This is a genomic window from uncultured Tessaracoccus sp. (assembly GCF_947286155.1).
GTDB lineage: Bacteria > Actinomycetota > Actinomycetes > Propionibacteriales > Propionibacteriaceae > Arachnia.
In genome coordinates this window covers 1-20,001 of the sequence record NZ_CAMYPD010000029.1, presented here as the reverse complement: position 1 = coordinate 20,001, position 20,001 = coordinate 1, and the positions used below count along the sequence as shown (strand labels likewise).

Below are 20,001 nucleotides of genomic sequence, written 5' to 3'. Positions count from 1 at the left end.
GACCCGGCCTCACCAGCCGAGTGTCCGGAACCGTTCCCTGCGCGCCTGCAGCCTGCGATCGGCTGGCATCGCGATAACCCGCAAGACCGCGTCATGGAGCACCCTGCCTAGTTCGGCGCAGAACTCTTGCTTCCCCGCCACGAGATCGTCTGGCTCGGGCACGATCCTGTCGACGATGCCCGCCGCCATCAGGTCCGCCGACCTGACCCCCTGCGCACGCGCCAGGTCGGCGGCGTGGGTGGTGTCACGGTGGACAATCGCCGATGCTCCTTCCGGCGGAAGCGGGGAGAGCCAGGCGTGCTCACTGCACACCACACGGTCGGCCGGCGCCAACGCCAGCGCTATCCCGCCCGTGCCCTGACCGAGCAGGAGGGACACCGTCGGTGTGCGCAGCGACAGCAGCTCGCTCAACGTCCGCGCGATCTCCGACGCCAGGCCACGCTCCTCCGCCTCCTTCGACAGCGCCGCACCGGGGGTGTCAATGACGCTCACCAGCGGGAGGTCGAGCTCCTTCGCAAGCCGGATTCCGCGCCGCACTTCGCGCAGCGCCGCTGGATCCAGGGGTCGGCCCTGATCGCTGCGGTCCTGCCCGACGACCACACTCGGCGCGTTGCCCCACCGGGCCAGTGCCAGCACCTGTCCGGGATGCGTCTCGCCGTCGCCGGTACCGTTGAGCATCGTCACGTCCTGGGCTGCCACCTCCAGCAGGTCGCGCAGGCCGGGCCTGTCGTCACGGCGGGTGCGGATGATCGAATCCCAGGCGTCCCAGTCGCGCAGCCGCTCGGGAGCCTGCGATTCGTGCTGCTCGTAGCCGGTGGGGCGGCTGCAGACAACCTCTAAGATCCTCGCCAACTCTTCGTCGAGCGCCTCCGGCGGCAGCACTCGATCGATCACCCCACGCTCCGCCAGGTTGTCGGAGAGCTGCACCCCCGCCGGGAATGGCTGCCCGTAGATGGCCTCATACACTCTGGGCCCTAAGAAACCAACCAGCGCCCCCGGCTCCGCGAGGGTTACATGCCCCAGCGAGCCCCACGACGCGAACACTCCCCCCATCGTGGGGTCACGCAGGTACACAAGGTAGGGCAGGTGCTCGCGCTTGTGCGCCATCACTGCACTGGTGATCTTGACCATCTGCAGGAACGCGACGGTGCCTTCCTGCATCCGCGTGCCACCGCCCACGGGCAGCGCGACGATCGGCAGCCGCTCCGCCGTGGCGCGTTCGATTGCACAGGTCAACCGCTCGCCCGCAGCGACCCCGATCGATCCTCCCAGAAACTCCGGGTCGCCACCGATCACCGCCACTCTGCGTCCGCGGATGGTGCCCTCGCAGGTGAGGACAGACTCGTCGCGGCCAGTGCGCACCCGGGCGCGACGCAGCGACCTGATGTAGGCGTCAGTGCACGGCGGATCCGACATCGGCGTGTCCCACGACACGCGCGAGCCGGGGTCAAGGATGCAGTCGATCAGCGGGTCCAGGCCGAGGGACATCGTCGTACTCCTCCGGGCAGTAGAGCTTGTCCTGCAAGCCTATCGCTGCGACGCAGGGCGTGATTGCCCTTGCAGGAATCCACCACCGCCAGCACCGGAGGGAAGGAAGGAGGTCCCAGTTCAGTCCCGCTCAGCAGCCCGTTCTCGGCATGCCGGGCTTCGGCCTATCGCTCGGCCAATCCGTGGGACGTGCGGTGGGCTGGGGACTCACCGTCGGCTCGTCCGTAGGGCTGGCTGTCGGCCCATCGGTCGGGGCGGGCGTTGGCTGTGACGACTGGCCCTGATCCCCCTGGGGCAGCCAGAACACCGCGACGGTGTGCGCCGGCACATGTGCGGTCGCGGTCTGGGCATTCCAGGTGGCTTGCTTCACCCTCGCGTCCGAGCCTCCAGCCTGGACATCACTCAGCACGAACTGCGCGCCCTCCAGCCCTGGCACCCGCTGGTCGATGGCTTTGCCGGAGGCGTTGAAGACCGCGACGAGCTGGTCGAGCTCTGGGTCCGCGTCCTTGCCGCGCGTGTCGTCGATGTGCATCACGATCACCTGGTCTGAACCCTCCTCGGTGCCTGAGACGGGGAAGATGAGCTTCTCGCGAATCGCGTCGGCGCTGCCAAGCCGGAACAGTGGCGTCGACGCGCGCAGCCGCAGCAGATCCTGCGCCGAAGCGGACGCGGCACGAATCTGCTCCGGGCTCGGCTTGTTGTCCGGGTCGGCCAGCAGCGGCGCCATGATGCCCCACTTGTCGCCGTTCTTGCCCTCCGGAGGTAGCCCTCGCCCGAAGCCGTTGTCCTGCATCGTGAAGTCCAGCAGGTTGAACCAGTCTCCGGAGTTGTACGAATCCCGGTCCAGGCTCTTGCTGCGCAGCATGTCTGAGCCAGCGTGCCAGAACGACACGCCCTGCGAGAGCGCCACCGTGGACAGCGCCATCGTGTTCAGCCGCACCCGCTCCTCCATCGGGGTGCCCGCAGGCACCTTGAGCGTGATCGTGTCGAAGAGCGTCTCATTGTCGTGCGCGTCGACGTAGTTGACCACTTCGTCGGGCTCATCCGCATAGCCGGCCGGGGCGCCGTTGTAGTCGATCTGCGAGCCCTTCACGATCTCACCGGTCTGCTGACTGCGCAGGGTGAAATCCCGCAGGTTGCCCGCGAGACCGATCTGCACGAGGTCAACGTCGTTGGCGGAGGCCCCCATCGTCGCGAATCCTCGCTCGGTGCGCGGGTCGTCGTCGAATGGGCCGCCGCCGCGCACGCCGTCACGGAGCCTGTCGTTGAACGTCCCGATGCCAGTGCCGCCCAGTTGCCCCTGGATGGCCTGTTCGAAGCGGGCGTTGCCGGAGACCTCGCCGAAGTCCCAGCCCTCGCCGTAGAGCGTGATCGCCTTGCCGTCGACGCCGTCCTTCTCCGGCGTAAGCTCATCGAGCGCGCGGCGGATTGCACGCATGTTCTGCGTGGAGTGATGCCCCATCAGGTCGAAGCGGAACCCGTCGACGCGGTAGTCGCGTGCCCACACAACAATCGAGTCCACCATGAGCTTCTGCGCCATCATGTGCTCGGTGGCGACGTTCTCACAGCAGGTGGACGTCTCGATCGCACCCTTCGCGTCGAGGCGGTGGTAGTAACCGGGCACGACCTTGTCGAGCACCGACTTCTCCCCCATCCCCGACTGCGCCGTGTGGTTGTAGACCTGATCGAGCACCACGCGCAGCCCGATGTCGTGCAGCCCCTTGACCATCTGACGAAACTCCAGACTCCGACGACCACCCTCGGCGTTCTCGGGCGTCGAGGTGTAGGAGCCCTCAGGAGTCATGTAATGAAACGGGTCGTAGCCCCAGTTGAACGCATCCGTGTCCGACTGTTTCGTTATGCACGCCTGCTGCTCCTGACTGTCAGGAGCGTAGGAGGCGAGATCACAGTCCGGCTCGGTCTGCTCGGCCGGGTCCTCCTCGATGGTTGCGATGTCGAACGTTGGAAGCAGATGCACGGTGTTCAGCCCAGCCTTGGCCAGTTCCGTCAGATGTCTGCGCCCGGCACCGTCGGCACTGAAAGCCAGGTAGGAGCCGCGGAGCTTCTCCGGGAGGCTCTCGTCAGAGATGGAGAAGTCCCGCACATGCAGCTCGTAAATGCTCTGATCCACTGCACTGGCGAGCTTCGGGCCCGTCGACGTGTCCCAACCCTCAGGCTTGAAGTTCGCCGCAGTGAGGTCGACATTCACCGACCGCTTCGAGTCGAGAGTAAGGCCCACGGAGTACGGGTCCGTGACGCGCGTCTGCTCCACCTTGCCGGTGGATGGAACGAACACCGTGACCTCGAACAGGTACTGGAATGCTCCCCAATCGGGCTTGCCCTTCGCCTCCCACACCCCGGTACTCTGGTCGAACTGCATCGCCTGGGTGACAGGCTCAGCATCAGTACGTCCTTCGGGCCAGACGAGCAGCGACACCTGGTGCGCGGTGGGCGCCCACAGCCGCACGACGGTATCCTTCGGCTGCGAGACGCCCAGCGTAACGTCGGCTGCCTTCGAATAGAGCGTGTCGAGCACGCCCGCAATCTGCACCCCCGTCGCGTCCTTCACAGACCCGTCGGGGGCGAAGCGCCCGACCGCCACCTGTCCTTGCAAGATCTCCGCGGCTTTCTCAGCGCTCGCCTGATCGAGGCGCAGCGCGACGTAGCCCTTCAGGTGCGGATACTGCGTCACTACGGCGTCAGGCAGCCCCGCCGGATCGACCGTGAGCGTGGTCTGGTCGCCGCCGGCGATGTCCTCGGCGTCGACGGCGAGCCCGCCGTCGTGGGCCCAAGCAAGCCGGAACTGGTCCTTAGAGGGGTTTGCTTCATTCGGCCAGGCGATGAGCTCTGGAGTGAGCCAGTAAGCTTTGGCCGCCTTGAGATCCGGCGCAACGCCGGCCTCGGATGTGCTCACCTGGATCTCGTGGGTGGCCAGCGTGTAGCTGATGGTCACCTTGGTACCCGACTTCGGCACAGCGAACGCCACATTGTCTCCTCCCTCGGCGCCACCCGCACCATAGTTCTCGTCCCACGACAGACCGTGTGCCACCTTCATCTCGTAGTTGCCGGCTGGAAGCGCCGTCGATGACCATGTGTAGACCCCGTCACCGTCGGGATCGATCAGCCACGGCGCCATGCACGCCGGATCCCAGTCCTTAGCGCAGCCCAGTTCCTCCTGCATGGAGCCGGCAGCGGTGATGATCGGCCCTTGGGCATCCGAGGTGACGTAGTGGCGGGCGTGATCATAGTAGAACCTCACCGTCTTGCCGGGTGCGTCGTACGTGATGTTCGCTCCCGCGGGCTGGCCGGCGGCGCCGTAGTTCTCATCCCACGAACGATTGATTGCTGCCTTGTACTCGTACGAGCCCTGCGGAATCGAGTCGAAGGTGCCCTTCCAGATGGAATCATGCTCGTCAAGGCTCAGTTGTGCCTGATCGCAGGCGGGCGCCCAGTCGTCGCTGCAACCCATCTCCGAGTTGTGGCTGCCGGGGACGGACACCGCAGCAGGCTGCGTCACCGGGCCGCCAGGCTCGGGGCTGTCGTCGCCAGCTGGGCTGGGCCCCTCACCGACAATGCCCGCACTCGCGCTCACGGACACGTTGCCGGAAATGTCCTTGGCGATGACACGATACTCGAGCACGGTACCCCTGGCGTAGCCGGTGACGTCGTGGAAGACGCGGTAGGGAGCGTTGTCGTCGGTGCCGAGCACCTGCCACTTCGTGGTACCCAGCGGACGCACGGCGAACGTCGTCTGCACAGGCGCGTTCTCCTGCACGTCGGCGACGATCTCGGCCCGCCCGCCGACGGTCGCACCGCTCGAGGGCTGAGTGAGGCTCACCTGTGGGGCAGCGTTGCCTGCGGCGACCGGAGCCTTGGCCTTCAGGACCATCGTGCTGAGCGCAGGCACTGTCACTGCGAGGCGACCGTCGGGGCCTGCGGCGAGCTGACCCTTGCCACCGTGGATCACGTCAAAGGTGCCCCCGTAGGTGGGCAGACGCACCGACTTGGGCTCGGTGGTGTTGTTACCGACGACGAGATACTCCACGTTCTCACCCGCCTTGATGCGGCTGAAAGCGTAGACGCCAGCCTCCCCGCTCGCGTAGCGGTGGATCTGCGCCCCGTCGACAAGCGCGGGATGAGCTTTGCGCAGCGCGGCGAGCTGTGCGATCTGCTGGTAGAGCGGATGGTTAGTGTCGTAGCGCTCGCGCGCACCAGCCTGACCACCCAGGACTTCCTCCTTGGCGTACTGCGCAGTCTTCGTCTGGAACATGTCCTGGCGCGCATCCTTGTCGCCGCCAGCGCCGATGAAGCCCTGCTCGTCGCCGTAGTACACGACAGCATGCCCGCGGGAGAGGAACATCAGCTCGTTGCTGAGCTTCACACGCGCCAGGAGATCATCGCCGGAGAATCCCTTCTCCGCGAGCATCATCGCAGCACGCCCCATGTCGTGGTTGCCGGTGAACTTCACGAGCTGGTAGGCGTTCGAATCGTTGTCGGTGTAGTGGTCGTCGCTGCGGAACAGCTCGCGCAGACCCGTCGTCGCTTTGCCTGCGGCGTAGTCGATCGCACGGCCTTGGAAGGGGAAATCGAGTACGGATTGTAGGCGCCCCTTCGTGGTGAAGGTGGATACATACTCCGGATTGCCATCAAAGACCTCGCCGAACATGAAGAAGTCCTTGTTTCCCTTGCGTGCAGCCTCCAGCACACGGGGGCTGAACTCCTGCCAGAACTCGAGGTTGACGTGCTTGACGGTATCGATGCGGAATCCGTCGATGCCCATCTCTGCCCACGCCCGATAGATGTCGATCATGCCGTCGACGACTTCCCTGCGCTCGGTGAACAGATCATCCAAACCATGGAAATCGCCGTAGGTGCTGGACTCACCAGCCCACGTCGAGTCGCCCCGATTGTGGTACATCGTCGGATCATTGAGCCAGCTCGGTACCTTGACGTTGCGGTCGGACTCCGTGCGGAAGGTGGGCACGTACGGAAATGATGTCTTCTCGTCGAGCTTCGGAAACTCCTTGCCCGCCAGCTCCGCGTCGTCGAACTCCTTGCCGGAGGCATCTTGGTATGGGCTCTGTTCCTTGGAGATGTAGTCGTTCTTGCCACCCTCGTACTCAATGACATCGGCGGTGTGGTTGGTGATGATGTCGAAGAAGACCTTGATGCCGCGCTGGTGGGCGTCCTTGATCAGCGCCTGCATCTCCTCGTTAGTGCCCAGATGAGGATCGATCTGGGTGAAATCGGTGGTCCAGTACCCGTGATAGCCGGCGCTGGCATCGTCGCCCGCACCCTGGACGGGGCGGTTCTTGAAGCTCGGGGTGAGCCAGATCGCGGTGGTGCCCAGGCCCTGGATGTAGTCGAGCTTGTCCCGCAGGCCCGCGATGTCACCACCGTGGTAGAAACCCTTGTCTGTGGGATCGAAGCCTGTCTGAAGCCGGCCTGAGGTAAGCCCTCCGGTGTCATTGGACGGGTCGCCGTTGGCGAAGCGGTCGGTAAGGACGAAATAGAACTGCTCCCCGGTGAGGGATGGCCGAAGCGAATCCTGCGCGAGGCGCCGGTCCTCGTCGCCTGCCGTCGCGTCCAGGCTCGCTGGCCGCACCGAGACCCTGTCGGTAGCGTCGTCGAACGTGAACTCCAGCTTCGCCGGGCCCTGCAGCACGAGCGGCAGGTTGTCGGCGGGATGAGATTCGTCCCACGCACCGTCGAGCGCCACCTTGTACTCCCACTGTCCCTCAGGCACGTCGAAGGTGCCGCGGTACAACCCATCAGCATCGAGGGCGAGCTTCGTTCGTGCACAGCTCGGCTGCCAATCTTGCGAGCAGCCGAGCTCGTCCTGCAGACTGCCGACAAGCGTGACGCTGCGCTCCTCAGCGCGGGAGACGCTTGGATGCATGAGGGCGGTGCCAGCACTCAAGGCAAGCGCGGTGGTGACCAGCGCGGCGAGGGTACGCTTCACTGCAAACTCCGATCCAGAGGGTGGGTACTGAGGGGTACGGGACAGTCCGCACACTAGTCGACGGTGGGCTCAACCGTGGGGCTTGGAGAAATCTAAGTGCCTACAGCCACGCCTCGGCCCGTGCCATGCACCCAGATGCACGCGGTGGGTACACCGTTCCACCCCGACGGCCCCCCTCGACCAACAAACGCCAGCGGCCCGGCATGCGTGTGGCATGCCGGGCCGCTGGACCAACAGTGTTCGGTGTGAGCCTCAGGATGCGGGCTTGGTGGCGCCGAGGTCGAGGTTGACCGACGGGCTCATCGTCGCCGAGACCGCGATGCGGCGAATGTAGCGACCCTTCGAGGAAGCCGGCTTGAGACGCAGGATCTCGTCGAGCACCGCGAAGTAGTTATCCACCAGCTGCTGCTCGGTGAAGGACGCCTTACCGATGATGAATTGCAGGTTCGAGTGGCGGTCGACGCGGAACTCGATCTTGCCGCCCTTGATGTCGGAGACGGCCTTGCCGGTGTCCATGGTGACGGTGCCGGTCTTCGGGTTCGGCATGAGGCCGCGGGGGCCGAGCACGCGGCCAAGGCGACCAACCTTGCCCATCATGTCGGGGGTGGCGACGACGGCGTCGAAGTCGAGGTAGCCGTCGGCCACCTTGGCGATGAGCTCGTCGGTGCCCACTTCGTCGGCACCTGCCGCCAACGCTGCTTCCGCACGCTCACCTGCGGCGAAGACGAGGACCCTAGCCGTCTTGCCGGTGCCGTGGGGAAGGTTGACGGTGCCGCGCACCATCTGGTCGGCCTTACGCGGGTCGACACCGAGACGCATCGCAACGTCGATGGACTCGTCGAACTTCGCCTTGGCCATGCCCTTGACAAGCTTGATGCCTTCTTCGGGCGAGTAGTGCTGGTTCACGTCGCGGGTTTCCGCAGACGCCTTGTAGTTCTTGCTGTGCTTCATGTCTGGTTCTTTCTTAGATCAGCCGGGTTCGTATCCCGGTCCACCAGTTCTGGTGCGGGGAGCGCCCCTACCAGGAAGGATGTGGGGTTCAGTCGGCGACGGAGACGCCCATTTGGCGGGCGGTACCCTCGACGATCTTCATAGCAGCGTCGACATCATTCGCGTTGAGGTCGGGCAACTTGGTCTGAGCGATCTCGCGGACCTGGTCCTTGGTGATCTTGCCGACCTTGTCCGTGTGCGGCTTGCCGGAACCCTTGCTAATGCCGGCAGCCTTCTTGATGAGCTCGGCGGCGGGCGGGGTCTTCGTGATGAACGTGAACGTGCGGTCCTCGTAGATGGTGATTTCTACGGGGACGATGTTGCCGCGCTGGGATTCCGTCGCAGCGTTGTATGCCTTGACGAATTCCATCATGTTGACGCCGTGCGGACCGAGTGCGGTACCGACCGGCGGGGCAGGCGTGGCAGCGCCAGCCTGCAGGGCGATCTTGACGATCGCCGATACCTTCTTCTTGGGAGGCATGGTGGGTCCTTACCTATGTTGTTGCTAACGCGCCGGAGCGTTTCCGGCGCAACGCCCTACTTTAGACGACCTTGCTGACCTGGCGGAACTCCAGATCAACCGGGGTCTCACGGCCGAGGATCTCGACGAGAGCCCGAAGCCTGTTGGTGTTGGCGTTGATCTCGGTGATCGTGGCATGCACACCACTGAAGGGGCCATCGGTCACCATGACGGAGTCGCCGACCTGGAAGTCAACGACCTCGACCTTCTTCTTCTGCTTCGCCTGCTCGCCAACCTGTTCAGCGGCGATGCGGGCCTTCACAGAAGGAGTAAGCATGTTCAGCACCTCGTCCACCGACAGAGGCACGGGAGTTTGCCCTGCCCCGACGAAGCCCGTCACGGACGGCGTGTGGTGCACCACGCCCCAGGACTCGTCGGTCATGTCCATGCGCACAAACACGTAGCCAGGCAGCACGCTGCGCGTGACAACCTTACGGTTGTTGTTGCGCACTTCAACCACGTCTTCGGTGGGGACGATGACTTCGTACACGTCGTCGCCACCGTTGTCAGCCATGGATTCAGCGCGGGCCTCGATGTTCTGCTTCACACGCTTCTCCATGCCGGAGTACGTGTGCACGGCGTACCAGTCGCCGAACTTGCCTTCGAGCTCATCGCGGAGCTCAGCTAGAGCCATCTCGAGCGCCTCGTCGGCGTCAGCAACGTCGTCGGCTTCGTCTTCGGCGTCGTCGGTGTCATCACCGTCGAGGTTGAGGTCTACATCGATGCCGTCAGAATCCATCGAGTCTTCGTCAGACTCTGCAGCTTCAGATTCGAAGACGATGTCGAAATCGTCGCTGGCAGCATCTGCGTCAGCCTGGGCTTCAGCCTTGAGCTGCTCAACATCAATTTCGCCAGCGTCTGCGGCGTTATCGTCGTACTCGCTCATGCGTTCTTACTCCCTAGGATCTGTAGCAAGCTCCAGCCGAATGCTCCGTCAAGCACCGTGACGTAGAGAATCACGAACAGCACGAACACCAAGACGGCCGCGAAATAGCCCACCATTGCGGGCCACGTCGGCCACACAACCTTCTTCAGCTCTCCGACGGATTGCTGCACGAAGTGCTTTGGATTCTTCGCCTTGTACGGGTCAACGTCGTCATGCTCACGTTCGGCATCTTTGCGTTTGCGGGTCGCCGTGCCCTTTTTCACGGGGGCCTGTGCGGTGCGACGCTTCACGGGCTTCGACGACGCTTGATTGTCGGCGGAGAGGTCTTTCTCTAGGTCGTTAATCACCTTGTCGTCAGCCGCCGGCTTGTCGTCGGCTGCGGAGGTATCAACGTCGGGTTCCCCGGTCTGCGTGGGCTCGTCAAGCGAAGCCTCGCTAGGAGTCTCCTCTGGCGACTTGTCGCTCACTTGATGTCCCTTCGCTAACAAACAAAATGCCCTGCGGCTTGGTGCCGAAAGGCGAACGGATGGATATCGATCCATCTCGCAGGGCAGGAGGGACTCGAACCCCCAACCTGCGGTTTTGGAGACCGCTGCTCTGCCAGTTGAGCTACTACCCTAGGCTCCACCGTGGCTGTGTGGGGACAGCCGGGCGGCGGCGACGGAATCGCCGAGGTCCAACTATAGCTGTAAATCTCCGACGGTGCGAACGACACCCGAATGCGGGCGCCACCCCTCACGCCAGCGACGCCATCCAGGCGCGGTGCAACTCCGCGTACGCGCCCTCCCCGCCGGCAACCAGATCGTTCGGGGCGCCGTCCTCAATCACCTCGCCATGCTGCAGTACGAGTACGCGGTCGGCGATCTCGACGGTGGACAGCCGGTGAGCGATGATGATGGCCGTCCGATCTGCGAGGATCGTCGCCAGCGCCCGCTGCACCAATCGCTCGCTCGGGATGTCCAGGGAGCTGGTGGCCTCGTCGAGAATCAGCACGGCAGGGTCCGCGAGCACCACGCGAGCGAACGCGACAAGCTGCCGCTGCCCTGCCGAGAGCCTCGAGCCCCGCTTCCCGGTGTCGGTGTCGTAGCCGTCGGGCATCGCGCGGATGAACTCGTCGGCACCGACGACAGCAGCCGCCTGCTCAATCTCCTCGCGGCTCGCACCAGGCCGTCCGAACTCGATGTTGTCCGCGATGCTGCCACCGAAGATGAAGTTTTCTTGCGTGAGCAACGTGACGTGCTGGCGGAGCGTGTCGTCGTCGAGATCACGCAGGTCCACGCCGTCGAGCGTGACGGCGCCTTGCTGCGGGTCGTAGAACCGCGCCAGCAGCTTCGCAATCGTCGTCTTGCCCGCACCCGTGGTGCCCACCAACGCCACGGATTGTCCGGCAGGGATGTCCAAGGTGAGGCCGGGGAGCACCTTCTTCTCATCGATGTAGCCGAACCGGACGTCCCGAAACTCGACGGCGCCACTCGCGCTCGGCATGGGGACGGGCTGCTCGGGGTCCGCCACTTCGGGTTCCTCGGCCATGACGCTGGCGATCTTCTCAAGCGCGGTGAGGGCCGACTGCAACGCGGACACGAACTGGCCGATGTCTTGCATCGGGTCGTAGAACATGCGTAGGTACAGCACGAAGGCTGCCATCACGCCGACGGTGAGTTCTCCCTGGATCACCATCCAACCGCCGACGAGCACCACAACGACCGTGCCGAGGTGCCCGACGAACTGGAACCCCGGCATGGCGATCGCGAACACGCGCATGGCCTTGATGTTGGTGTCGCGGTACTCCCCCGCCACCTGCTGGAACTGTGCTCGCGACCGGGGCTCTCGTCGAAACGCCTGCACGGCCTTAATGCCAGTCATGGTTTCCACGAACTGCACAATCGTGGTGGCCGATTTGGTGCGCACGGCGCGAAAGCGCGTGGTCGAGGCGCGCGCAAACCACGCCAGCAGTGCGAACAGCAGCGGGTAGGTGCAAAACGCTGCCAGCGCCAGTCGCCAGTCGAGCCACAGCAGCAACACCGTCGAGCCGATGATGGTGAGCGAGGATGCGACGATCACGTCCAGGCCGTGCATGACAAGTTCCTGCACGGCCTCCACGTCGGAAGTCATACGCGAAATCGCGCGCCCGGAGGTGTACTTGTCATGAAACCCGATGGAGAGACGCTGGAATTGCTTGAATAGGCGACGCCGCAGAGTGAGTAGCAGCCCGTTGCCGGCCCGACCTGAACCGCGGATGAACCACACCCGGCCGATCACCTGCACCACCACAGCAATCGCCATCGCGATGAGCAATGTATTCAGCAAGGAGCCGTCGCCGTCGGCGAGCTGCGGCATTCCCTCATCCAGCACCTGCTGCACGAAATATGGGATGGCGAGGCTCGCGAGCGACTCGGCGATCACCGCGATGGCCAGCCCCACGCCCACCCACTTGTAGGGCGCAATGAGTTCGACGAGCAACTTGCGGCTCGCCGGGCGCAGGGCCATCGTCGCGTCTTGTTCCTGCTCGATCTCTTCCTTCTTGCCGCGCCACGCTTCTGTGTCGACGGCGGCGGCCTGGTGCTGGTCGCTCATGCTTGCACCCCCAGCCCCGGCTCGATCTGGTAGTCAGCAGACAGCAGCTCTCGGTATTCGGGAACGTTCGCGAGCAGCTCGGAGTGCTGCCCGATGTGCGCGATGCGCCCGTCGACGAGCATCGCGACGCGGTCTGCGAGCAGCACCGTCGATGCCCGGTGCGCCACGACGATGCCCGTCACGCCGACGAGGGTGCGCTTCAGCGCTTCCTCCACTTCGGCTTCCGTATGAATGTCCAACGCGGAGAGGGTGTCGTCGAGGACGAGCACCTTCGGCTTCACCAAGATGGCGCGGGCGAGCGCGAGACGCTGGCGCTGGCCGCCGGACAGGCTGAGCCCTTGCTCACCAAGGCGCGTGTCGAGGCCCCAAGGAAGGTCGTAGACGAACTCGGCCTTGGCGACGCGCACTGCCTCCTCGATTTCCTCGTCGGTGGCTTCCGGCCGTCCGAGCGTGAGATTCTCTCGGGCGGACATCGAGAACAGAATCGGGTCTTCAAACGCGGTGCCGATGAGCGAGCGCAGCTGGGTGAGCTCCAGGTCACGCACATCTACGCCGTCGAGCTCGATGCTGCCGCCGGTCACGTCGAGGAGCCTGGGGATGAGTGCGACGATGGTAGATTTCCCGGAGCCGGTGCCCCCGACGAGCGCGATGGTCTCCCCCGGCTCGACCACGAGGTTGAGGTCGTGCAGCGTCGAGAAGGAGGCGTCGTCGAACTGGAAATCGACGTCGCGGAACTCAAGCTTGCCGCGGGGTTCGGCAATGGTGCGGGTGCCGGAACGAATGGTGATGGGCTCGTCGAACACTTCCACGACGCGGTCCGCTGCGGCCGCGGCTTCCCCCGCGAAGCTCAGGAGGAATCCCAGCCCTCCGATGGGCCACGCAATCGACAGCAGCAGCGTGACGAACGCAACCACCTGGCCGAGCGTGAGCAGCCCAGCGGCTGCGGCGTAGGCGGCGCCGCCCGAGATGAGCACCAGCAACACGTTGGGGAACACTTCGAGCAGCGTCCACAGCACCGACGCCACATTCTGCCGGCGCACGCCGAGCTCTCGCAGCTTGACCGCACCGTCGTCGAACTTGTCGAACGCGTACTGCACGCGCCCGAATGAGCGGATCACCCGCACTCCGTGCAGGGATTCTTCGGCGAGGCTCGCGACGTCGCCGGTGGCGTCTTGTACCTCGCGAGAGATGCGCGCAGAACGCGTCACCAGCCTCCACGTGATGAACACGACAGGAACGATCAGCGCCAGCACGATCAGGCCGAGCTGCCAATACATCGTCACCATGATGGCGAGCACGACGATGATGCGCAGCGAGTCGAGGATGAGCATGAGCAGACCGAACGACATGAACCGGCGCAGCAGACCGAGATCGCTCATGATTCGGCTGAGCAGCTGGCCTGATTCCCACCGCTTGTGGAAGCCCATTTGGAGGGCCTGTAGCTTGTCGAACAGATCGAAGCGCATCGATGCTTCGATGTGGCTGGTCACATCCGACATGATCCAGCGCCGCAGCCAGTTGACGCCTGCATCAAAGGTGCCTGCCAGGAGAATGAACAGCGCGCTCCAGACGATGCCGCTGATGTCACGGTTGGCGATGGGGCCGTCGACGGCGCGCCCCAGCAGCAGAGGAATGGCCACCGAGACGAGCACGCCGATGGGGGTCAGCACCAGGATGAGCGCGAAGCTCTTCCATGCCGGGCGGGCGTAGCGCCACAACATCACGAGCGACGAGCGCTCCTTGCGGTGTGTCGTCTCAGAGCTGCCCATATGAGCAAACTCTACTGAGCTTCGCGTCCGGGCTGCAAAGCCATCCCTCTAGTGGACAGCTCACATGCCAAGCATGCGGCCCCAGGTCATCGTCGCCACAACACCAGTAGTCGGAAGCTTGTGGCGGCGCTGGAAATCCAGCACGGCTTGCTTCGTCTTCTCGCCGAACACACCATCGATGGGAATGTCGCGATACCCCGAGTACTGCAGCTCCTTCTGGAGCGCGACGACGAGCGGGCCGCGATCGCCTTGCCTCAACGTCGGGGCGAGGTGCTTCCACGTGGCGGCGTCCACGTCGCCACTGATTTCCTTAAGCTTCATCACGTCGGCTTGGTAGTAAGCGACGGCATCTTGCGTCGTCCAACCGTAGCTACCGTTTTCGACGATCTTGCGGCCCATGCGGGCGTTTAGCAGGCGCTGCAGGGTGGTGACGTTCGTGTTGACGTTGCCGTAGGTCTGCGGCAGGAAGTCATGCGTCGCAACCGGCAGCTGGGGGGAGGGCTTGGATGCGCCGCCCACGTCGTACTGGTACAGGTTGTGCGACTTCATGATGCTGATGACGAGTTCGGAATAGCGGGGATCCGTCGCGTACCCACCCTTGCGCACCTCGCGCACGAACTGGTCGGGGTTATTCGGGTAGTCGAAGGCCTTGCGGTAGCGGCTGAGCGAACGCAGGAATTGGCCGAAGTCCTTGATCGAATCGCCCGTGTTCGCGTACGTGCGGAAGCTAGAGACCATGAGGTAGCGGGTGCCGTCCTTGCGGTACTCGTAACTGGAGAAATCCTTGCAGCCCTTCTGGAACTGCGACTTCTTCTTGCTGCACTTGATATTGAACAGGGTGTTCACGGGCTCTTTCGCCATCGACGACCTACCCCACCCGGTTTCGAGCGCGGCCATGCCGATGGCGACGGAAGCCGGCACCCCGGTTGCCCGCTGGTTCTCCTGCGCGGCCTTCACAAGCGACGTGATGAAGTTGCTTTGCCTGCTGGCATGCGCCGGGGGCGCCACGACGGCGGTGAGCGCAAGCCCGGCCGTCACCGCCAAAGCCAACAGGGTTCGCAGCGCACGCATGCTTTCTCCTCCGATCAATGAGTCGAAGGCGAGGCTAGTTGGGTGGGCGTCTTAGGCGGAAGTGTCTCAACTTGAGGTTGAGGTGTGTTACTTGAGGGTTGTGCCGACGAGGTTCACTTCAGGTTCGAGGCGAATCCCCGTGCGAGCCTCGACACCGTCGCGCACATGGCTAGCCAGCGCGACGAGTTCCGTCGCGGTAGCGCCTCCCCTGTTCGTGAGCGCAAGGACGTGTTTGGCCGACAGCCCCGCGTTGCCCATGCGGAACCCCTTGTCGAACCCAGAATGCTGGATGAGCCAGGCGGCGCTGGTTTTCGTGCGCCCGTCGTCGGTGGGAAAGCGAGGCGCGTCGTCAGGCAGCGTCGCGGCGGCGTCGGCGTCGAGGATGGGGTTGGTGAAGAAGCTCCCGGCCGACCAGGTGTCGTGGTCGGCGTCATCGAGCACCATCCCCTTGCCCGCGCGGATTGCGAGCACCGTCTCGCGCACTTTCGCCGAGTCGGCGCGATCCCCCGCCTCCACTCCGAGATGCCTTGCCAGCTCTGGATACAGAATGGGCGCTGAGAGGTTGCCGAGTTTGAACTGGAACGTGACTTCGACGACCACCCAGCGTCCGGGATTGCGCTTGAACACGGAATCTCGGTAGCCGAACTCGCAGTCGGCGGCGGCGAACGTGCGGAACTGCTTCGTTTCGCGGTCCCAGGTGCGCACGGAGTAGATGAACTGGCTCACTTCGATGCCGTAGGCGCCGACGTTTTGGATGGGCGTCGCGCCCACGCTGCCTGGGATGCCGGACAGTGCTTCGGGCCCGATCCACTCCTGCGTAACCGCGTACGTCACGAAATCGTCCCAGACCTCACCAGCTCCGACGGTGATCACCGCCCCGCCGCACTGGGACACCGTGCCGCGCACGCCGGTGATGCCCATGCGCACCACGACGCCGTCGAAGCCAGCGTCGGCGACGAGCACGTTAGAGCCGCCGCCGAGGACGAGCACGGGAGTGCCCTGTTCGTCGGCTTCGCCCACGATGTGCGCGACGTCGTCGGGAGTGTTCGCGACGACGAAACGCTGCGCCGGTCCACCCACGCGCAGGGTGGTGTGATCGGCGAGCAGCGGGTTGGAGTCGACGTCGACGGGTCGCGGAGCGCGGGAGACCGTCGTCATGGCGCACTCAGTCAAGACGCACCTCCACCGTCGCGGCGCCAAGCACGGCGTCGTCGCCGCAGGTTGCGGTGAGCGTGAGCATGGCGTGGCCGTCTTCGACGCTCTTCACCGTCGCGGTGTAGAGCACCGCGGTGCCCTCGTCGGTATCGGGCACAACGACGGGTTTCGTGAAGCGCACGGCGTACTTGGTGATGCGCGACGGATCGCCCACCCAGTCGGTGACGACGCGCAGGCCGGCACCCATCGTCCACATGCCGTGCGCGAGCACGCCGGGCAGCCCCAGCGCTTTCGCCTTGCGGTCGGAGAAGTGGATCTCGTTGAAGTCTGTGGATGCGCCGCTGTACCGCACCACGCCCTGACGGGTGATGGGCACGCGAAGCTCGCGGGAGTCACCGACGTTCATGCTGTCTCCTCTCGGGTGTGCATCAGCGTGGAGCGCGCCACCGCGCAGGCTTCCCCGTCGACGGTGAGTTCGACGGCGACGGTCACCATGTCGATGGGCCCACGACCCCGCACCTTGTCGATACGCAATTCGGCGTCGACGACGTCGCCTGGGCGCAACGGCCGCAGGAACTCGAAGCGCTGGTCGGCGTGGATGGTGCGGTTGAGCGCCAGCCCGAACCGATCGTCGCCGAACAGCACATCCCATGCTTGCGCGGCGATGATGGCGGCGAAGGTGGGTGGAGCGACGGGGTGCTCACCGAAGTAGGCGGGGTTGTTGTCGCCGAGTGCGGTGGCGAATTCGACGATCTTCGCTCGGCTCACCTCGTAGGGCGGCGGCTTCGGGAGCGTCAGTCCTTCGTGCTCTGCAGTGATGGGCATGCGGCAAGGCTAGCGCGGAGACGACAAAACGACCGCACGAAGGCGGTCGTTTGTACGCGGCGAACCGTTGGTCAGCGGGTTTCGCGGTGCACCTGGTGCGTCCTGCAGCGCGGGCAGAACTTCTTCATTTCCAGGCGATCCGGCGTGTTGCGACGGTTCTTCTTGGTGATGTAGTTGCGCTCCTTGCACTCGGTGCAGGCAAGCGTGATCTTCGGACGGACGTCCGCGCCCTTCTTGGCCATGATGTCTCCTTGACTCTGCGCGTGCTGCGCTTGTTGTATTCGCCGGCTGTGGTGACGAGAGCGGGACTTGAACCCGCGACACAGCGATTATGAGCCGCTTGCTCTACCGACTGAGCTACCCCGTCAGATGTTCCCCCGTGCCCGAAGGAACCGAGCCCTCACGCAGAGTCGAACTGCGGACCTCATCCTTACCAAGGATGCGCTCTACCACTGAGCTATGAGGGCTAGCGAGGGTCAAAGTTACACGAGCGAGCGGCCGACCACCAAATCGACGTGCACCCGCTCACCCATGCGTTCCCGCCGCCCGAAGCGCAAGACCCCGAGCCCATCCGACTCGGGGTCTGGTGGCAGGTGTTGGATTCGAACCAACGTAGGCGAACCGACGGTTTTACAGACCGCTCCCTTTGGCCACTCGGGCAACCTGCCGTGCGCAATGCGCCCCGCAAGGCTAGCACTTGCGTCATGGCCCCGGCAAAACGACGAAGGCGTCCGGATCATCACCAAACGCGTAGGCTTGGGCCGAGGCACCCATACCAGGAGGAAACCATGGCAGCAGAGAGTTCATTCGACGTCGTGAGCAAGGTCGACCGCCAGGAAGTCGACAACGCCATCAACCAAGCCGCCAAGGAGGTCCGCACCCGCTTCGACTTCCGCGACACCGGCGCCTCCATCGCGTGGGCAGGCGAAGGCATCGAGATGGAAGCCTCCACCGAAGAGCGCGTCAAGGCCGTGCTCGATGTGTTCCAGTCGAAGCTGGCGCGCCGCGGCGTGAGCCTCAAGGCCCTCAAAGACGACGAGCCGCGCGCCTCCGGCAAGGTGTGGAAGATCAGCGCCCACATGGAGGAAGGCATCTCCCAGGAGAACGCCAAGAAGATCTCCAAGCTGATCCGCGACGAGGGGCCCAAGGGCGTCAAGGCGCAGATTCAGGGCGACGAGCTGCGCATCTCGTCGAAGAAGCGCGACGATCTCCAGGCCGTGCAGAAACTCATCCGCGACCAGGACTACGACTTCGCCACCCAGTTCGTGAACTACCGCTGAGCCGCTCGGTAAGCTCGCCCCATGCGAATCGGCACCCACAATGTGAACGGCATCCGCGCGACGATGAAGCGCGGCTTCAAGGAGTTTTGGGCGTCGGAGGGCGCCGACGTCGTGTGCCTCCAGGAGGTGCGCTGCCGGGCGAACGACCTGCCGCTCGACGCGTTCGACGGCTGGCACGCCACGCTCGAACTGGGCCAGCTGGCGGGGCGCAACGGCGTGGCCATCTTGACCCGCCAGCCCCCCGCCGCCGTGCGCACCATTCATGGTGGCAGTGCCCACGTCGTCGAAGGTGGTGAGCTCAGAGTAATCCCGACGGAGGCCACCGGCGGGCGCGACCTCCAGCCAGCCGCCACGCACGGCAGGTATCTGGAGGTCGACCTCGCCGACGCGCCACTGCGCGTGGCATCGCTGTATCTGCCGAAGGGCTCGGCGTTTCCGTACGACGGCGTGGACGAGCCGAAGTACGAGTTCAAGATGCGCTTCCTACGCGGCCTGGCGCGGCAGCTCACCGCGTCTCGGCGCGACGCCGCCCAACAAGGCCGCGAGTTCCTCATCGTCGGTGACTTCAACATCGCCCGCAGCGAGCTGGACATCAAGAACTGGCGTGGCAACCAGAAGTCGGAGGGCTTCCTGCCAGAAGAACGCGACTGGATCGCCTCCGTGCTGGGCCCACGCACACTCGTCGACGTGCAGCGCCAGCTCGTAGGCAACGTCGACGGGCCGTACTCCTGGTGGAGCTGGCGCGGCCAGGCGTTCACCAACGACGCCGGCTGGCGCATCGACTACCACCTGGCCTCCCCCGGCCTCGCGAAGGTGGCGACGGCTGCCCGCACCGCCCGCGAAGCCAGCTACGACGCACGCATGAGCGACCACGCGCCGGTCATCGTCGACTACGACCTCTGACCTGGCCGCGCCTCATCCCGCCATCGCGTTAAGGGTAGCCAGCACTTCGCTGATGACGGCCCGCGGCGCCTTGGACCACGGCACGTACTCGATCGGTCCGAGGTACGTCGGCGTCTTGCGGCCGGGGTTCGCCCGGTAGTCGAGATCCTGCGGATCGCGCTCGCCGCGCAGCAGGTAGACCGACGTGATCGTCTGCTCGTCCTGCTCGCTGATCGGCCCCATCCACATGCCGTTCTCGAACTCGATCACGGCCGTCACGTCGCCGGCGACGAAGTACTGGCCGAACAGCGAGTATACGCCCGAGTCCAGCGCGGCACCCCGGCGCCACCCGTACTTGGTGCACGCCCCGATGAGCCGGCCCGCCTCGACCTTGCCCGTCGGCGCGCCGTGCAGCGCGAGGTCGTCGCCCTGATCCTCAGGCAGCGCGAACCGCTGGCGCGAGAGCTGCGGGAACGCCTCGACCAGCTCGTAGTCGGCCTGTACCTCGCTCCATCTGGAGATCTCGTCGTCGGAGAGATCGACGGGGTGCACAATGCCGAGCGTTCGCCCGTCGAGCGACACGGGTTCGTCGTCGATGT

Annotated in this window: 16 protein-coding genes and 4 tRNA genes; 2 read left to right on the top strand and 18 right to left on the bottom strand. The window is 64.8% G+C overall.

The genetic code is table 11. The features are described from left to right. Nucleotides 1-9: 9 nt before the first annotated feature. The 17 genes from Q0X68_RS08550 to Q0X68_RS08470 form a co-directional block, all read right to left on the bottom strand. Nucleotides 10-1,488 (bottom strand): carboxyl transferase domain-containing protein, encoded by a 1,479-nt coding sequence (locus Q0X68_RS08550; RefSeq protein WP_297750293.1) that lies wholly within the window; start codon nucleotides 1,486-1,488, stop codon nucleotides 10-12. Nucleotides 1,489-1,618: 130 nt separating this feature from the next. Beyond that, nucleotides 1,619-7,450, bottom strand: coding sequence for a pullulanase-type alpha-1,6-glucosidase (gene pulA, locus Q0X68_RS08545; protein WP_297750291.1), 5,832 nt, complete (start codon nucleotides 7,448-7,450; stop codon nucleotides 1,619-1,621). Nucleotides 7,451-7,702: 252 nt separating this feature from the next. Beyond that, nucleotides 7,703-8,401, bottom strand: a complete 699-nt coding sequence (gene rplA / locus Q0X68_RS08540) for a 50S ribosomal protein L1 (protein ID WP_108870195.1) — start codon at nucleotides 8,399-8,401, stop codon at nucleotides 7,703-7,705. An 88-nt stretch (nucleotides 8,402-8,489) separates the two neighbouring features. Further along, the gene (gene rplK, locus Q0X68_RS08535) at nucleotides 8,490-8,921 is read right to left on the bottom strand and encodes a 50S ribosomal protein L11 (protein WP_108870196.1); all 432 of its coding nucleotides are present in this window, start codon (nucleotides 8,919-8,921) and stop codon (nucleotides 8,490-8,492) included. Nucleotides 8,922-8,982: 61 nt separating this feature from the next. Then, entirely contained in the window at nucleotides 8,983-9,699 is a 717-nt protein-coding gene (gene nusG, locus Q0X68_RS08530) for a transcription termination/antitermination protein NusG (protein ID WP_366128059.1), read from the bottom strand. A 143-nt stretch (nucleotides 9,700-9,842) separates the two neighbouring features. Beyond that, a complete protein-coding gene (gene secE / locus Q0X68_RS08525) occupies nucleotides 9,843-10,313 on the bottom strand; it encodes a preprotein translocase subunit SecE (protein WP_297750288.1) in 471 nt (156 codons plus the stop codon). Nucleotides 10,314-10,392: 79 nt separating this feature from the next. Further along, nucleotides 10,393-10,465: transfer RNA gene (locus Q0X68_RS08520), tRNA-Trp, on the bottom strand. Between the two features lie 116 nt (nucleotides 10,466-10,581). Further along, on the bottom strand, nucleotides 10,582-12,420 hold the full coding sequence (locus Q0X68_RS08515; RefSeq protein ID WP_297750287.1) for an ABC transporter ATP-binding protein: 1,839 nt from the start codon (nucleotides 12,418-12,420) through the stop codon (nucleotides 10,582-10,584). Next, a complete protein-coding gene (locus tag Q0X68_RS08510; RefSeq protein ID WP_297750284.1) occupies nucleotides 12,417-14,189 on the bottom strand; it encodes an ABC transporter ATP-binding protein in 1,773 nt (590 codons plus the stop codon). The genes Q0X68_RS08515 and Q0X68_RS08510 overlap by 4 nt, the downstream gene beginning before the upstream one ends. Before the next feature lie 60 nt (nucleotides 14,190-14,249). Then, on the bottom strand, nucleotides 14,250-15,260 hold the full coding sequence (locus Q0X68_RS08505) for a glucosaminidase domain-containing protein (RefSeq protein ID WP_297750282.1): 1,011 nt from the start codon (nucleotides 15,258-15,260) through the stop codon (nucleotides 14,250-14,252). An 87-nt stretch (nucleotides 15,261-15,347) separates the two neighbouring features. Then, on the bottom strand, nucleotides 15,348-16,418 hold the full coding sequence (locus Q0X68_RS08500) for a UDP-N-acetylmuramate dehydrogenase (protein ID WP_297750279.1): 1,071 nt from the start codon (nucleotides 16,416-16,418) through the stop codon (nucleotides 15,348-15,350). Between the two features lie 7 nt (nucleotides 16,419-16,425). Further along, a complete protein-coding gene (locus tag Q0X68_RS08495; RefSeq protein WP_297750276.1) occupies nucleotides 16,426-16,821 on the bottom strand; it encodes a MaoC/PaaZ C-terminal domain-containing protein in 396 nt (131 codons plus the stop codon). Beyond that, entirely contained in the window at nucleotides 16,818-17,240 is a 423-nt protein-coding gene (locus Q0X68_RS08490) for a MaoC family dehydratase N-terminal domain-containing protein (RefSeq protein WP_297750273.1), read from the bottom strand. Before Q0X68_RS08490 ends, Q0X68_RS08495 begins: the two co-directional genes overlap by 4 nt. A gap of 71 nt (nucleotides 17,241-17,311) precedes the next feature. After that, nucleotides 17,312-17,482, bottom strand: coding sequence for a 50S ribosomal protein L33 (rpmG, locus tag Q0X68_RS08485; protein ID WP_108870213.1), 171 nt, complete (start codon nucleotides 17,480-17,482; stop codon nucleotides 17,312-17,314). A 49-nt stretch (nucleotides 17,483-17,531) separates the two neighbouring features. Further along, a tRNA-Met gene (locus Q0X68_RS08480) sits at nucleotides 17,532-17,607 on the bottom strand. A 28-nt stretch (nucleotides 17,608-17,635) separates the two neighbouring features. Next, nucleotides 17,636-17,707 (bottom strand) — tRNA-Thr (locus tag Q0X68_RS08475). A 117-nt stretch (nucleotides 17,708-17,824) separates the two neighbouring features. Further along, nucleotides 17,825-17,908 (bottom strand) — tRNA-Tyr (locus Q0X68_RS08470). Nucleotides 17,909-18,028: 120 nt separating this feature from the next. Between Q0X68_RS08470 and Q0X68_RS08465 the strand changes: the two genes are divergently transcribed. Both Q0X68_RS08465 and Q0X68_RS08460 read left to right on the top strand, forming a co-directional pair. Continuing rightward, nucleotides 18,029-18,520: a YajQ family cyclic di-GMP-binding protein gene (locus Q0X68_RS08465; RefSeq protein ID WP_108870215.1), complete on the top strand. Its 492-nt coding sequence runs from the start codon at nucleotides 18,029-18,031 to the stop codon at nucleotides 18,518-18,520. 21 nt (nucleotides 18,521-18,541) lie between these two features. Beyond that, the gene (locus Q0X68_RS08460; protein ID WP_297750267.1) at nucleotides 18,542-19,423 is read left to right on the top strand and encodes an exodeoxyribonuclease III; all 882 of its coding nucleotides are present in this window, start codon (nucleotides 18,542-18,544) and stop codon (nucleotides 19,421-19,423) included. A 12-nt stretch (nucleotides 19,424-19,435) separates the two neighbouring features. Here the strand turns inward: Q0X68_RS08460 and Q0X68_RS08455 are convergent. After that, nucleotides 19,436-20,001, bottom strand: a 566-nt coding sequence (locus Q0X68_RS08455; protein WP_297750264.1) for a DUF4132 domain-containing protein, incomplete at its 5' end; no start/stop codon positions are given.

Bases quoted from the DNA above. Each gene is read 5' to 3' on its own strand.
- Q0X68_RS08505 (WP_297750282.1), bottom strand. From the start codon at position 15,260: ATGCGTGCGCTGCGAACCCTGTTGGCTTTGGCGGTGACGGCCGGGCTT.
- Q0X68_RS08515 (WP_297750287.1), bottom strand. From the start codon at position 12,420: ATGAGCGACCAGCACCAGGCCGCCGCCGTCGACACAGAAGCGTGGCGC.
- rpmG (WP_108870213.1), bottom strand. From the start codon at position 17,482: ATGGCCAAGAAGGGCGCGGACGTCCGTCCGAAGATCACGCTTGCCTGC.
- Q0X68_RS08500 (WP_297750279.1), bottom strand. From the start codon at position 16,418: ATGACGACGGTCTCCCGCGCTCCGCGACCCGTCGACGTCGACTCCAAC.
- rplK (WP_108870196.1), bottom strand. From the start codon at position 8,921: ATGCCTCCCAAGAAGAAGGTATCGGCGATCGTCAAGATCGCCCTGCAG.
- Q0X68_RS08495 (WP_297750276.1), bottom strand. From the start codon at position 16,821: ATGAACGTCGGTGACTCCCGCGAGCTTCGCGTGCCCATCACCCGTCAG.
- rplA (WP_108870195.1), bottom strand. From the start codon at position 8,401: ATGAAGCACAGCAAGAACTACAAGGCGTCTGCGGAAACCCGCGACGTG.
- Q0X68_RS08490 (WP_297750273.1), bottom strand. From the start codon at position 17,240: ATGCCCATCACTGCAGAGCACGAAGGACTGACGCTCCCGAAGCCGCCG.
- Q0X68_RS08465 (WP_108870215.1), top strand. From the start codon at position 18,029: ATGGCAGCAGAGAGTTCATTCGACGTCGTGAGCAAGGTCGACCGCCAG.
- Q0X68_RS08510 (WP_297750284.1), bottom strand. From the start codon at position 14,189: ATGGGCAGCTCTGAGACGACACACCGCAAGGAGCGCTCGTCGCTCGTG.
- Q0X68_RS08550 (WP_297750293.1), bottom strand. From the start codon at position 1,488: ATGTCCCTCGGCCTGGACCCGCTGATCGACTGCATCCTTGACCCCGGC.
- nusG (WP_366128059.1), bottom strand. From the start codon at position 9,699: ATGGATTCTGACGGCATCGATGTAGACCTCAACCTCGACGGTGATGAC.
- Q0X68_RS08460 (WP_297750267.1), top strand. From the start codon at position 18,542: ATGCGAATCGGCACCCACAATGTGAACGGCATCCGCGCGACGATGAAG.